Annotated in this window: 11 protein-coding genes; 5 read left to right on the top strand and 6 right to left on the bottom strand. The window is 42.8% G+C overall.

All coding sequences use genetic code 11. The annotated features are described in order from the left end of the window. Positions 1 to 25 precede the first annotated feature (25 nt). Both F6J90_RS26520 and hppD read left to right on the top strand, forming a co-directional pair. Positions 26 to 1,537, top strand: a complete 1,512-nt coding sequence (locus tag F6J90_RS26520) for a mechanosensitive ion channel domain-containing protein (protein WP_293100338.1) — start codon at positions 26 to 28, stop codon at positions 1,535 to 1,537. Positions 1,538 to 1,962: 425 nt separating this feature from the next. Beyond that, positions 1,963 to 3,090, top strand: coding sequence for a 4-hydroxyphenylpyruvate dioxygenase (gene hppD, locus F6J90_RS26515; protein WP_293100335.1), 1,128 nt, complete (start codon positions 1,963 to 1,965; stop codon positions 3,088 to 3,090). Here the strand turns inward: hppD and F6J90_RS26510 are convergent. After that, positions 3,079 to 3,318 (bottom strand): hypothetical protein, encoded by a 240-nt coding sequence (locus tag F6J90_RS26510; protein ID WP_293100333.1) that lies wholly within the window; start codon positions 3,316 to 3,318, stop codon positions 3,079 to 3,081. The genes hppD and F6J90_RS26510 overlap by 12 nt on opposite strands. Positions 3,319 to 4,209: 891 nt before the next feature. Here F6J90_RS26510 and F6J90_RS26505 point away from each other — a divergent pair. Both F6J90_RS26505 and F6J90_RS26500 read left to right on the top strand, forming a co-directional pair. Next, positions 4,210 to 4,749 carry an EF-hand domain-containing protein gene (locus F6J90_RS26505; protein WP_293100331.1) on the top strand — a complete coding sequence of 180 codons (540 nt, stop codon included), beginning with the start codon at positions 4,210 to 4,212 and terminating at the stop codon, positions 4,747 to 4,749. Positions 4,750 to 4,780: 31 nt separating this feature from the next. After that, positions 4,781 to 5,734 carry a hypothetical protein gene (locus F6J90_RS26500; RefSeq protein ID WP_293100328.1) on the top strand — a complete coding sequence of 318 codons (954 nt, stop codon included), beginning with the start codon at positions 4,781 to 4,783 and terminating at the stop codon, positions 5,732 to 5,734. 224 nt (positions 5,735 to 5,958) lie between these two features. On the opposite strand, the gene F6J90_RS26495 is transcribed toward F6J90_RS26500, so the two are convergent. The 3 genes from F6J90_RS26495 to F6J90_RS26485 form a co-directional block, all read right to left on the bottom strand. Then, entirely contained in the window at positions 5,959 to 6,165 is a 207-nt protein-coding gene (locus tag F6J90_RS26495) for a hypothetical protein (protein WP_293100325.1), read from the bottom strand. 103 nt (positions 6,166 to 6,268) lie between these two features. Beyond that, positions 6,269 to 7,270: a dCTP deaminase gene (gene dcd, locus F6J90_RS26490; protein WP_293100322.1), complete on the bottom strand. Its 1,002-nt coding sequence runs from the start codon at positions 7,268 to 7,270 to the stop codon at positions 6,269 to 6,271. Between the two features lie 884 nt (positions 7,271 to 8,154). After that, a complete protein-coding gene (locus tag F6J90_RS26485; protein ID WP_293100319.1) occupies positions 8,155 to 9,132 on the bottom strand; it encodes a transposase in 978 nt (325 codons plus the stop codon). Here F6J90_RS26485 and F6J90_RS26480 point away from each other — a divergent pair. After that, the gene (locus tag F6J90_RS26480; protein ID WP_293100316.1) at positions 9,132 to 9,482 is read left to right on the top strand and encodes a hypothetical protein; all 351 of its coding nucleotides are present in this window, start codon (positions 9,132 to 9,134) and stop codon (positions 9,480 to 9,482) included. The two genes, F6J90_RS26485 and F6J90_RS26480, sit on opposite strands and share 1 nt — an antisense overlap. On the opposite strand, the gene purL is transcribed toward F6J90_RS26480, so the two are convergent. Together purL and F6J90_RS26470 are read right to left on the bottom strand one after the other, a co-directional pair. Continuing rightward, positions 9,381 to 12,023 (bottom strand): phosphoribosylformylglycinamidine synthase subunit PurL, encoded by a 2,643-nt coding sequence (gene purL, locus F6J90_RS26475; protein WP_293100313.1) that lies wholly within the window; start codon positions 12,021 to 12,023, stop codon positions 9,381 to 9,383. The two genes, F6J90_RS26480 and purL, sit on opposite strands and share 102 nt — an antisense overlap. 182 nt (positions 12,024 to 12,205) lie before the next feature. Continuing rightward, on the bottom strand, positions 12,206 to 12,331 hold the full coding sequence (locus tag F6J90_RS26470; RefSeq protein ID WP_293100310.1) for a hypothetical protein: 126 nt from the start codon (positions 12,329 to 12,331) through the stop codon (positions 12,206 to 12,208). Between the last annotated feature and the right edge of the window lie 532 nt (positions 12,332 to 12,863).

Genomic DNA, 12,863 nt, shown 5'->3' with positions numbered 1-12,863 from the left:
CCCAGACCTGGTATCAGACTCGATAGTGAAGTACCTACAAATTACGGTATTGGTCTGTGGTAGTATTGTAATCGTTAATTTTCTTTCCTTTCTGGTAGTTGATGTTTGGTTTGCCCGCTCCCAAGGTAAACAACCCTCAGCCTTGCTCAAGCTGGTTATTTCACTCTTCTTCTATGCAGTTTGCTCGATTTTAATCTTAGAAATACTGGGGGAAAACATTGCAGCCGTCTTTACCACCTCAGCATTAATCACAGCGCTGATCGGCTTTGCTCTACAGTCTACTTTAGGCAACTTCTTTTCAGGGGTAGCCCTACGCATTGACCAACCGTTTCAAATTGGTGACCGAGTGATTATCCGTGATGTAGAGGGCGTAATCGAGTCGATCACCTGGCGCTCGATCGGGATACGTCAGTGTACTGGTGAAATGACTTATATTCCGAATGGGTTACTGTCAGATGACTTACTTACCGTGATTCCCACTAAGACATCCACAGTACAACCAGTGATGCGCTCTGTGGAATTTTTAGTTCCTGCTGCTTCTCCCCCCCAACAAGTCATTGATACTGCCTATGGAGCAGTCCTGAATCAGCCCCACCCTAACATAAACCTTGACAAACCGATTCAAGTCAGGATGTGGGAATATGACTTGGCAGATCCAGGGCTGTTTATCACTTACAAACTTTTCTACTTTCCTAAAAACTACAACATTGCTCCGTTGCACACGGATCGCGAACTCTTACGTCGAGTTTGGTATGGGTTACGCCGTGAAGGATTAAGTCCTAGGTATATTATCCCCTCCAACAAGCAGCACCTCAAACTCCTCAGCTCCATTGAATTCTTCCGCCACTTCAGCCTTGGAGCACAGAAAATCCTGATCGAATGTGCCAAACCTCTACTATTTGATGCTGGTGAAACCTTGAGTACCAAAAATCTGCCCCAAGACGCTATGTTTATTGTCGTTAAAGGCTGCCTAGAGGTAGAGCAACAGGTGGTTATGACCTTGGGCAAGACTACAGTCAAAGCATTCACTCATAGACCGAAAGCCCAACCCCCTGCTCCATTAGATCAACAGCTGATTGAAAGGCTTGCCTATCAGCTAGCTCACTACATCGGTCCTACTGCTTTTTCTGTAGCCCATGAGGCGGCACAGCAGACATCGTCTCTCTACAGGCTTTACCAACTCTTAGCAGCAGAGATTCACGATCTTGAGCAACGGCAGGAATTCCTCAAGTACTCCCCTCCATTTCCTGTGGAACAGTTACAAGCCGGAGACTTTTTCGGTGAGATGACTCTTTTCTTAGGTAAACCCTTGCCAAAGGTTACCATCACTGCTGCCATTGAGACTGAGATTCTGGTCATCACTCAGGAGTCTCTTACTGAAGCCTTACGTGACAATGAGACACTCCTAGACCCCTTGAGCCAGCAAGTTGCTAAGCATCAGAGCAACTATCTCGCTGGAACCATGCAGATGTCTTCCTTAGAGGTATTACCAGCAAATGCGATCGCAAAGCAAATCGGCCATCTGATTAGTGCTTAGTGGTCGGGAATCGGGAATGCGCGAATTTAGAATTTAGAATTTAGAATTTAGAATCGGGAGTCGGGAGTCGGGAGTCGGGAGTCGGGAGTTGGGAATCGGGAATCGGGAATCGGGAATTTAGAATCGGGAATCGGGAATCGGGAATCGGGAATCGGGAATCGGGAAAGAGAGGGGAGTGTGGGAGGTGTGGGAGGTGTGGGGAGTGGGGGAAGTCAGAAAAGTCAGATCATCTGAAAATGCTAGGACTTACGCACTTAGATATGTAAAATGTCTGTAATCCTCTGTTCCCTGTTCCCAGATCCGCTGTTCCCTGCTCCCTGTTCCCTGTTCCCTGGAAAATGCTATAGATTTGACGGCAAATTGGTATAATTTTCCAAAAATAGCAAAATTAAAAACAGTACAAGCTCTTTAACTAGATGTCAATCATGAAAATTGATCATGTTCATTTCTATGTTAGAGATGCTACAGTTTTTTCTGATTGGTTAGTCCAGACTATTGGCTTTCAACGGGTCGCTAGTGGCAGTAGTCACCATACCTACACGGAAGTTGTCAAAAGTGGCTCAATCACGTTTGTTATCTCTTCAGCTCTGACATCAGCAAGTCCTATTGCTGAGTTTTTGCGTCTACATCCTCCTGGGGTGGCTGACGTAGCTTTTCTAGTAGAAGACCTGGAAGCAGTGATTGAGAATGCGTCCGCTCAAGGAAACCAAGTGGTACAACCACCTCAGGAGCAATTGCAAAGACAGGGACGGCTAAAGTGGAGTAAAATCCCCTCGTGGGGTTCTCTGGTTCATACCCTCCTGGAGCGGGATGGCATCTGTGACCAATCCTTTTTCCCTGCTCAGTTAAACTGGATCACAAAAACTGCTTATGGTAAGCTACCCTCCCTCAGTACAGAGGAAAACCAGGGAAATTACCATCCTCAGACCATGTTCACCACCATTGATCATGTGGTGCTTAATGTAGCTGCTGGTGATTTAGAGCGGGCAGTAAATTGGTATCAACAAGTGCTGGGATTTTGCCCACAACAAATATTTTCTATTAAGACACAACAGTCTGGTTTATACTCTCAGGTCATGGTTCATCCCACTGGTGAGGTGCAGTTGCCCATCAATGAACCAACTTCTGCTAATTCCCAGATTCAGGAATTTCTAGATTTCAATGGTGGACCAGGAATCCAGCATATTGCTCTTAGAACTAGCAATATAGTAGAAGCGATCGCTCAACTCCGTTGTCGAGGTTTGCCGTTTATTGAAGTTCCTTCCAGCTACTACAGCCAGTTGCGGCAAAGACCAGGGGGCTCTAATTTACCTTTAGCAACAGCAGAATGGGAAGAAATTGCTACCAGAGAAATTTTAGTAGATTGGCAGCAAGAGTTTCCCCAAGCTTTGTTACTTCAAACCTTCACCCAGCCCATTTTTGGCAAGCCTACTTTCTTTTTTGAAATCATTGAGCGCCGCTTTCAGGCCAAGGGCTTTGGAGAAGGGAATTTTCGTGCTTTGTTTGAAGCAATCGAGCGGGAACAGAACAAGCGAGGAAGTTTAGGAACTTGACACTCCCCGCCCTGGAAGGACGGGGATTCTTGCTTCTACGAGGTGACTTGTTATCCCTTGCCGGAGCCAGAAAAAATAGAGGTCGATTCGACCCAAGCGTACTTGGTCTATGACCCAGGTTTCGGTGTGCCGGAAACGAAACCTTATCAGAGCGATGCAGCGCGGTCTTGGGGAGCCAGTGCGGTCTTGGGGGTTCCCCCCATGAGCAACTGGGGTGGTTTCCCCCATGAGCGACTGCATCAAGACAGGGTCGCCTTAGTACAAAACCTTGTACCCTATTCTGCATAACCCTAAAAATATAAAGGCGACCCTCTGATTACGGTAACTTCAAACCCCACCGTACCTAATCTAGTTAACAAGTTAGATAAACTTTTTATTGATATTATGTTTTCGTAGATATCCAAATCTAAGAATTTGATTATACAATAAGCTGATATATTAGCTTATTTTTTACATCATCTACTTATTTTAATATCATGTTTATCTAGAACATTAATTGTTTTTTTACTTAGGTTTTAATCTTAACACGATGCGAGAAAACCGTCAAGTCTTAATTTCAAAAAAAGCCGTCCCTAGAAGTTACCGTAAGAATAAAGAAGCCTTTAAAGGGGGCAGGCTATGAGCAGAAGGGTTAAAACTTATTAATTAAGGCTTCTTTATTCTAAGGTTTCGTCTCCTATAAGGACGGGGCTTTAAACCCAAATTTTTTGGTAAGCCTTCAGCTAATGCGCTACTTGAGGTGCTACTTGAGGTGCGGTCAGCGGTCAGCGGTCAGCGGTCAGCGGTCAGCTATCAGCATATGCTTACGTTAATCATGATCAAGGTGAATTTCTATACTTGGAGGTATTGACAAAATGCCTTGGCTTTTAACTTGTAACCAATGTCAAGTATCCAGTAGAATTCTCTGTGTAGTGAGAAACCTTAATTTTCTAGACCAGAGAATCATGGGAAGTAAGAGTGGCAAGGTGTCGTCTGAGTCAAAAATCCGGGCGCGGTCAGTCCTCTGGCCTACATGTTAAGCTAAGGCAAACAAAGTGGTTTCCACGGAAACTGTTTAGACTAATGAGTTCCTCATCTTAAACTCAAAAACCATAAAGTGTCATCAAAGGTGAGTTTTAAATGTTAACCGCATTACAACAAAGGAAATTAACAACATTATTCAACAATATCGATGCCGATTCAGGTGGAACTATCAACGAAGAAGATTTTCGTCTGGTTTTGAATAAACTGGCTACTTTACGAAGGCTAAAACCTAATTCTTTGCAATATGCCTATCTGCGTTCAATCTTGTTGTCCCTGTGGAACAACTTGAGTTTGGCTGATCAAAACAGCGATGCAGAAATCACCCTTGAGGAATGGTTTAAGTATTACGACAATCTGATTAAATCAGATGCCTATGAAGCGCTTATTCACTTGCAATGTGATGTCCTGTTTGATTTACTTGATGAGGATGAAAATGGAGAAATTAGTCAGCAAGAGTATGTAGATTTGGTCAGTGCCTATGGCGTTGATGCTAGTTGGGCAAGAGAAAATTTTGGCCAACTGGATTTGAATAGTGATGGACATATCTCTAAGGAAGAGCTTTTCACCTTGATAGATGAATTTTTCCGCAGTGATAACCCAAAATCTCCTGGAAATTACTTTTGGGGTTCCTATTAAATTTTTACGGTATTAATCTGAGGTATGTTCCATGGATCGAATTCGACGTTCAGACATTCCCGAATTTTATTGTCCAATAGACGTAGCAATCAATAAGCATACTGAGTTGGCTGAGAAACATACCTTGCAATGGGTAAAAAAATTTGGGCTGATTCCAAAGGGAGGAAAAGAGTACCAAGGTTTGCGCTCTGTGAAAGCAGCTTGGTACGTTGGGTATACTAATCCTGATGCCTCTGCTGATGATCTTTATCTAATGAGTGACTGGACAATGTGGGTTTTCACTTATGATGATGTCTGTGATTCTTCAGATTTAGGGAACAATCCCAATGAATTATCTGCCATGAATAATCAGTTGATGGATGTTCTAAACGGTGCTGAGGTCACTCAACAAGACAATAATTTTGTTCAAGCTTTACAAGATATTCGCCAACGCTTAATTCAAAAAACAAGTAAAGAATGGGTTGAGCGTTTTGTTCATGATGTAGACCAGCAACTCCAAGGATATATATGGGAAGCAACCAATCGCTTGGAGAATATTACTCCAGATTTGTCTACCTATGTAAAATTACGTCCTTATCCTTTGGTCATATATCCCTGCTTGGATTTAACTTGGATTTCTAAGGATATTCCAACCAATGCTAAATTCTTGAGACATATTTATGTCCAAAATATGGCCGTGATGGCAAGCAACTATGTCGGTTGGACAAATGACATACTTGGAGTCAATAGAGAATTGGATGAGGGCAATCCTCACAATATAGTATTGGTGCTCCAGCAAGAGTATAACCTCTCTTTCCAAGATGCTGTTCAACAAGCGGTTCAAATGTGCAATGCTGAGATGAAAGCATTTCTTAACTTAGAGTCTCATCTTCCCTCATTCGGTGAAGCCGAAGATGCTAGTCTCAAAGACTATATTAATGGATTGCGTTCCTGGATGGGAGGCCATTTTGTTTGGTACTCCCAAACGAGAAGCTATAACGTATAGCGGTTTGCAACCCACCCTAATTACCAGAACAAACAATAACAACCAGTCGTCAGTAGTCAGTAGTCAGCAGTGAGAATTAGGTATTATACTTAACCTAGACGCCAACCGCTATAGCTCTCTGCTGTCAGACTGGGTACACCTCTTGCCATTTCGTTGCTCCTGGGGTTCTTACACCACAAGGGATCCCCACATTATTTCCTATACCACTTGGGAAAACCCATCAACTATTTCTTCCAAGGAAACTTGGTACCCATCTCAGTTAGAGCAGAAAATACTAGATACAGGATGAGTAGACCAACAGTAGCTAGAAACAAAACGATATCATTGTCCATATAGCAAAGGGAACAGGGAACAGGGAACAGGGAACAGGGAGCAGGGAGTAGGGAGTAGGGAGTAGGGAATAGGGAATCAGGGAGAATAATTGAGGCCAATATAACATAAAAATTCTGGAGGGGCGCTTGTCGCCCCTCCAGGTGAGATTTAAGTTGATTGTGATATTCAATTCATCTTCAATTCATCATTAATTTAGTTATATTAAAATCCTATATATTTGTAATCAAATGTTATCCAAAGAATGAATATACAAAATGCCAAAGATATTAAATACACCCAAAATTCAGGATTTTGGGTGTCACCATTTGATATGACTTTTATCAATTCAGGAATAAAAACACTTAGTAAAGCTCCAGTAACTAAAGTTATTACCCAAAATACAAACCTCATTTTTTTGTCTCTTCTAATATCCTTATTTTCATAAGACTCTAAAGCTTTTTCTATTTGCTCTGGTTTTTTGATATTTTTTCTTTGGAATTCTGACTCTATTTGCTTTATTAATCTTTTTTCTGATTGTGATATTAATAATTGAAGTTTATCTTCTGTATGCTTATTAAACTTTCCTCCGCTAATTCTTGTACTAAGCTTTTCTATTTCTTTGTCACGAAACCATAAAGATAAGCCTTCAGTGTTACATCTCTTAGAATTATAAATAGTATCAGGTAGAGATTGATAATTAATATCTGGTCTTGAATATAAAAAGTAAAATACTAACTGAGCTAGACTTAAATAAGAGTATAGTTTAACTGGAATTGGAGTATGATTAATAATTTGTAATGGCATATACCCCTGATATCCAGGATTAATATAATCTCCTGTGCAATGTATAGAAATACCTAATCTTGCAAAACTACTTCTCCCCTTTAATGCTCCAGAGAGACAATGTGGCATTTCTATTTTTTCTAAAGTTTCAGTTAAAACTATTTCTCCTGGTTGTATTTCGAGATGTTCTCCATCACTTAATTCAATTTTTAAATACATTAGCTCTGGATTATTTAGAATTGCTTTAGCTTGATGTAAATCAATAATATCTAACTGTTCAATATTTTTTTTATTAAATTTCCAAAATATATTAGAAATGCGAATATCAACTGAACCAGGTCTAATTTGTTCTTTTGGACTAAATGGATGTTGAGAGTCTCCAATAATTTTAAGTAAGCCTTCATCTAAAAAATACCGAATATCTGTACTAGAAAGACGCATAAATTATTCTCTTAATCTATTTCTTGCTTGGTATTGAGAACCTGAAGGGGTGACAAGCGACCTGTAACCCATGATATCTATTTAATTGAGCGAATTATGCTCAAAAAAGATAGGTCATAATTTGTCAATACGATCTACCAATTGAGAATGATCCCATAATTATATCAAAAACATCTAAAAAATCTACTTTCTGAATCTTAGTTTTTGTTTTTTTACCTTGTAGTCATTATTATACAAGATACTACAAATGTCAAACTCGAAAAAATTGCCGAGTCATGTCTTGGTGCAGTCGCTCATGGGGGAAACCCTCAAGACCGCGCTGCACCGCTACCTTTACCTATTAAATTTAATTCAAGACGTAAAAAAATACAGACATTTTTGTCATTACAAATTTTTGAAATCAAATAATTCTGGTTTCAAATTATTCGAGAATTGCTCAAGCAAACATTTACTAAACAACAACAAATCTATTTAACGTCAGGACGAGTTAAGCAGCAGGTGGTAAGGCGTTGCTGAATCAGGGTATGATTTTCAACATGTGCGTTCCCAAAGCGGTTCTTTTGGAAGCTCCCTCTCCCCCTTTAAACTTCCGAATCTACAGCAGTTATCATAGTAATAAGGTAGACAGGGTTTTGTCCCTATTCCCAGATCCGCTGTTTTATAAAATCCTAAACTTGCGTACCTCATCTATTTGAGAACTGCTATATAAGCGTTTTTATAAATGAGATGTAAACCTGTATGGTATTTTTTTACTGTCCAATAAAACTCCGGATCTGTTTCCCCTCCTGGGAGGGGTTAGGGGTGGGTTCCTTTTGCCTTTTGCCTCTTGCCTTTTTCGGGAATTAGTGTGTTGACAACCCAGATACAAATGCTATAACCACTATTCAACGTTCCTCCTGTTCCTGCTCAAGAGATAGCAATTGGTCAAGGCAACCCTGAAACTCTTCAACAGAAGCAATAGTAATTCCTTGTCGAAGCAAGGTTTTCAAGACAGAGACCGACTCAATCTGGTTAATTTTCTCAATCAACTCCCTTGGCACATCCTCAAATCGTACCTGAAGCACTTCCAAAACACTCTCTCGACTAGTTTGGAGAATGCCTTCTTCTATCCCCTCTTTACGAGCAAGGCGCTCTATACTGGTAACATATGGCATTGTGCTTTCTTCCTCAAAACGTCTGACTTGCTGTTTAAACCCAATCTGAAAGCTATCCGGTAATGTCATCATCCAGTCGATGAGCCGGAATAATTCTAGGATATCTTGTCTACTATACCCTCGTTGATAAAGACTCTTGGCAATGGTTAATTTGCCCTGATACCGTTCCTGGGGATTTTGAACAGTTTGCTGAGTGGTGCGATGTGCAGCCACAATCACGGCAAAAGGATTAGTGCTTTGTTCTAGTTTAGACAGCTGATAATCTAACAGCTTAGCTACTGGAAACTGCAATAAAACTCGACAACCCCAAATCTCGTAATTGTATTCACTTGGTCGCCAAGACTCTTCATCATCAGCGAGAACAGCTAAACTGACTACCTTCCGTCGATACATATCAAAGATGCGATAGTTGTAGACGTACATCCTTTCGGCAAAGACTGACTGAGCCTGACTCTGTACTTCCACATGAATCAGTACCCACGTTTCTTCACCGTCTTGTCGCCAAACTTTGACCAGTTTATCGGCTTCCCTGCTGCCAATTTCTGCATCTCGAGCCACCTGTTGGAATTCTGTATCAAGAAATTCATAGCCTCTTTCCCAGTCAATGTTACGGTCAATCTCGGGAAAAAAGAATGCCATGAAGGATTCAAAATAGATGGAAAGCGCTTCTTTCCAGGGATTATCGTAATCGGCTCTTGGATTGGTCATTGAGTATCAGAAAACTGAATTATGCTATCTTAGCAAAGCCCTTGTCAGCCAATCCCTATCCAGCCAATTCCTGTTTAACATTTTTAAAAAACGTTGCAGACGCGATCGCAAAGCGGTTCCAAAGGAAAATCCCTAAACCGGTTCTCATAATAATAAGGTACACAAGATTGTTTCCCTGTTCCCGATTCCCGATTCCCGATTCCCGATTCCCGATTCCCGATTCCCGATTCCCGATTCCCGATTCCCTCCTAAACCCTCAAACGCCTTTCAATCCCATTCTCCCAACCATCACACATTTCCTGAACTGTCACCTCAATCACACACTGACCATTGCCCACCAGTACTCGTAAACCAGCATTTTCCCCTTGAACAACACCCAGTTGTTGCCAATATCCGTCATCTCCCAACTGTTGCTGTAGATAGGATTCCCAATTTGTTTGGTGTTGAGGACTCACAGAAACCAGAATCCGACTCCCCCCTTCACCAAATAGCACCTGATCCCAGCGCAGGTCTAACGACTCGGAGCTATAGCCTAGAGTAATGTCTGCCCCCAACTTACCTGCTATGCAGGATTCAGCCAAAGCCACCACTAATCCCCCTTCAGCACAGTCATGAGCAGAATTTACCCAACCTTGACCGATACCCTCTCGCGTTACCGTTTGGACACGACGCTCTAAATCAAAATCTACTACTGGTGGCTTGCCCGCAACCATGCCATGAATAGTTGCCAGATACTCCGAAGCACCTAATGTAATTTGGGATTTAATTTGGGATTGACTATTTTCCCAGTATTTAGTCCCCAATCCTAATAAATAGATTAAATCCCCTTCAGCTTGCCAACCTTGACCACAGGTTTTAGTAATATCAGCAACTAATCCCACCATCCCCACCACTGGCGTCGGGTAAATCGACTGAGGATTCCCGTCACTATCAATCGTTTCGTTATACAAGGAAACATTCCCCCCAGTCACAGGAGTGTCCATTTCCCGGCAAGCCTCTGCTATACCTGCACAAGCAGAGGCCAGTTGCCAGTAACCCACAGGCTTTTCTGGAGAACCAAAATTGAGATTATCGGTTACTGCCAAAGGTTCTGCACCCACACAGCTGAGATTCCGTGCTGCTTCTGCTACCACAGCCTTTGCCCCTTCATAGGGGTCAAGATAAACATAACGGGAATTACAATCCACCGTTGCCGCCACACCAGCATTAGAGGTTACAGGTCGAAGGTTAGTAGGTTGAAGGTTAGCAGGTTGAAGGTTGGTTGAAGGTTGAAGGTTAGCAGGTTGAAGGTTGGTTGAAGGTTGAAGGTTAGCAGGTTGAAGGTTGGTTGAAGGTTGAAGGTTAGTAGGTTGAAGGTTGGTTTCGGTTGAACCTTGGCCTTTCGGCCACGCTACGCGAACAACATTCAACCTTTCAACATTCAACTCTTGTTCAACCTTCAACCTTTCAACTTTCAACTCTTGTTCAACATTCAACCTTTCAACGTTCAACTCTTGTAAAGGGCGTAACCGAATCACGGCAGCATCAGCGTTTCCTGGCAGAATTAAGGTATTATTTTGGACTTGGTGGTCGTACTGGCGATAAACCCAACGTTTCGACGCAATACTTGGAGTATCTAGGAGTTGACCTAGGATGTCATTCCAAGTGTGATGTTTGCCGTTAATGTCAATACCTGTAACATTACAGGGAGGGAGGGATTCCCCATCCCATTCCCAAGCCTTCAATGCATAGTCTGGTGGTTCTGTCAATAGCTCCCGCTGATAAATTGGAGTATTATCTGCTAGAGCAGTAGCTGGGATTTCTGCTGCTACCTCTCCTTGGAACAAAATCCTGACTAAAGGTTCTTCGATTACCTTACCTGCAACCACAGCATGGAGTCCCCAACGGTGGAAAATATCTATCAGTTCCTGTTCTCGACCCTTGTGGGCAACAAACAGCATTCGTTCTTGGGATTCCGACAGCAGGTATTCATAAGGCACCATACCGGTTTCTCGCGCTGGCACCAGGTCTAAATCGAACTCAATACCCAAACCCCCTTTAGCTGCCATTTCTGAGGTAGAACAGGTTATCCCAGCGGCTCCCATATCTTGAGCAGCTACTACCGCACCGGTTTGAAATGCCTCAAGACAGGCTTCAATCAAAGACTTTTCTAGAAATGGGTCCCCCACTTGCACCGCTGGACGGTCATCTAGGGATTGATCTGTAAGTTCGGCACTAGCAAAACTTGCGCCTCCCATCCCATCTCTACCGGTAGTGGACCCGACATAGAGCACAGGATTTCCAACCCCAGAGGCTCCAGAGGTAACAATTTCTGGAGTTTCCATCAGTCCCAAGGCCATGACATTGACCAAGGGATTACCAGTGTATGCCCGGTCAAAGTAAACTTCACCCCCTACTGTAGGGACACCCACGCAATTGCCATAGTGACTGATTCCTGCTACTACCCCATTAAACAATCGTCTAGTGTTGGCATTATCCAAAGTCCCAAAGCGCAGAGAGTTCAAGACCGCAATCGGGCGAGCTCCCATGGTAAAAATATCCCGTAGAATCCCCCCTACTCCGGTAGCAGCTCCTTGAAACGGTTCTACCGCTGAGGGGTGATTGTGGGATTCGATTTTAAATGCCAGTTGTAACCCATCACCCAAGTCTACAACACCAGCATTTTCCCCAGGACCGACTAGAATACGTTTTCCTTCTGTGGGAAATTGCTTCAGTAGAGGACGGGAGTTCTTGTAGCAGCAATGTTCCGACCACATCACACCGAACATTCCCAGTTCAGCTTTATTGGGATGACGCCCTAGGCGCTGGACAATTTCTTCATATTCAGAAGGGGTTAACCCTTCAGCAGCAATCTCTTCTGGGGAAAAGGAGGTAGAGGAATTAGTGGGCATATCACTCTGGCACAAACGGCACAGAGATAATTTTATAGAGTATTGCTATCAATAGCTAGACTTATAGCACTTATCAAACTAATGAGGTACAAATTTGTTTTAGGGACCAGGGACCAGGGACCAGGGAGCAGGTAATAGGGAATAAGGAAAAAAATCTGTGTACCTCATAGCTATGATAAACGCTAGATTCGCTTCCTTTGGATTTTTGCGATCGCGTAGCGGCTCGTACCGAGCATCGCGTAGCGGCTTGTACCGATCATCGCGTAGCGTGACCACAGGTCAATCCCGTAGCGGCTCGTACCGAGCATCGCATTCTTGATTTGATACTGCCACAGAGCGATTTGGCTAGCTTACTTTGCCTAAGAATTCAGCTATCAGCTATCAGCTCTGAGCTATCAGCTATCAGCTTATGGGTTACGTCCCAGCGTCGAAGCCTGTGCCACAGTACTTGAGGTGCTACAGATGGTGCTATCAGCTATCAGCTGACGGCTGAATGCTTACTACCGAGACTTTGAATTCGATAAAATCTCGAACTATTAGGTGCGACCCGTGGCGAATTTAATTCTTAATGGGTCAAGCGCACCTTTAAATTCTCCCAAATGAGGTTTATTTGAAGCTGACCGCTGACCGCTGACTGCTGACCGCTGACCGCTGACTGCTTACTACGGCAAACCGTGCCTTACCTTGCCAATTCCTTAGCCAGAATAAAATCACCCACGTGGGTAATGTCCCGGATCTATTCCCCGTATTACTCTTTAAGCATAGCTGCAACTTACAACATTATTACCCCTAAAAGCGCAGCTCTATCAATCTATCCATTGGAGGCAAATCCATTATGTC

Origin of the sequence: Moorena sp. SIOASIH, assembly GCF_010671925.1 — a bacterium.
Classification (GTDB): Bacteria; Cyanobacteriota; Cyanobacteriia; order Cyanobacteriales; family Coleofasciculaceae; genus Moorena.
This window is presented reverse-complemented; position numbering and strand designations above follow the sequence as displayed.

What these genes read in the sequence shown, in the direction of transcription:
- F6J90_RS26505 (WP_293100331.1), top strand. Translation starts at nt 4,210, where the DNA reads ATGTTAACCGCATTACAACAAAGGAAATTAACAACATTATTCAACAAT.
- hppD (WP_293100335.1), top strand. Translation starts at nt 1,963, where the DNA reads ATGAAAATTGATCATGTTCATTTCTATGTTAGAGATGCTACAGTTTTT.
- purL (WP_293100313.1), bottom strand. Translation starts at nt 12,023, where the DNA reads ATGCCCACTAATTCCTCTACCTCCTTTTCCCCAGAAGAGATTGCTGCT.
- F6J90_RS26510 (WP_293100333.1), bottom strand. Translation starts at nt 3,318, where the DNA reads ATGGGGGAAACCACCCCAGTTGCTCATGGGGGGAACCCCCAAGACCGC.
- dcd (WP_293100322.1), bottom strand. Translation starts at nt 7,270, where the DNA reads ATGCGTCTTTCTAGTACAGATATTCGGTATTTTTTAGATGAAGGCTTA.
- F6J90_RS26485 (WP_293100319.1), bottom strand. Translation starts at nt 9,132, where the DNA reads ATGACCAATCCAAGAGCCGATTACGATAATCCCTGGAAAGAAGCGCTT.
- F6J90_RS26470 (WP_293100310.1), bottom strand. Translation starts at nt 12,331, where the DNA reads ATGCTCGGTACGAGCCGCTACGGGATTGACCTGTGGTCACGCTACGCG.
- F6J90_RS26500 (WP_293100328.1), top strand. Translation starts at nt 4,781, where the DNA reads ATGGATCGAATTCGACGTTCAGACATTCCCGAATTTTATTGTCCAATA.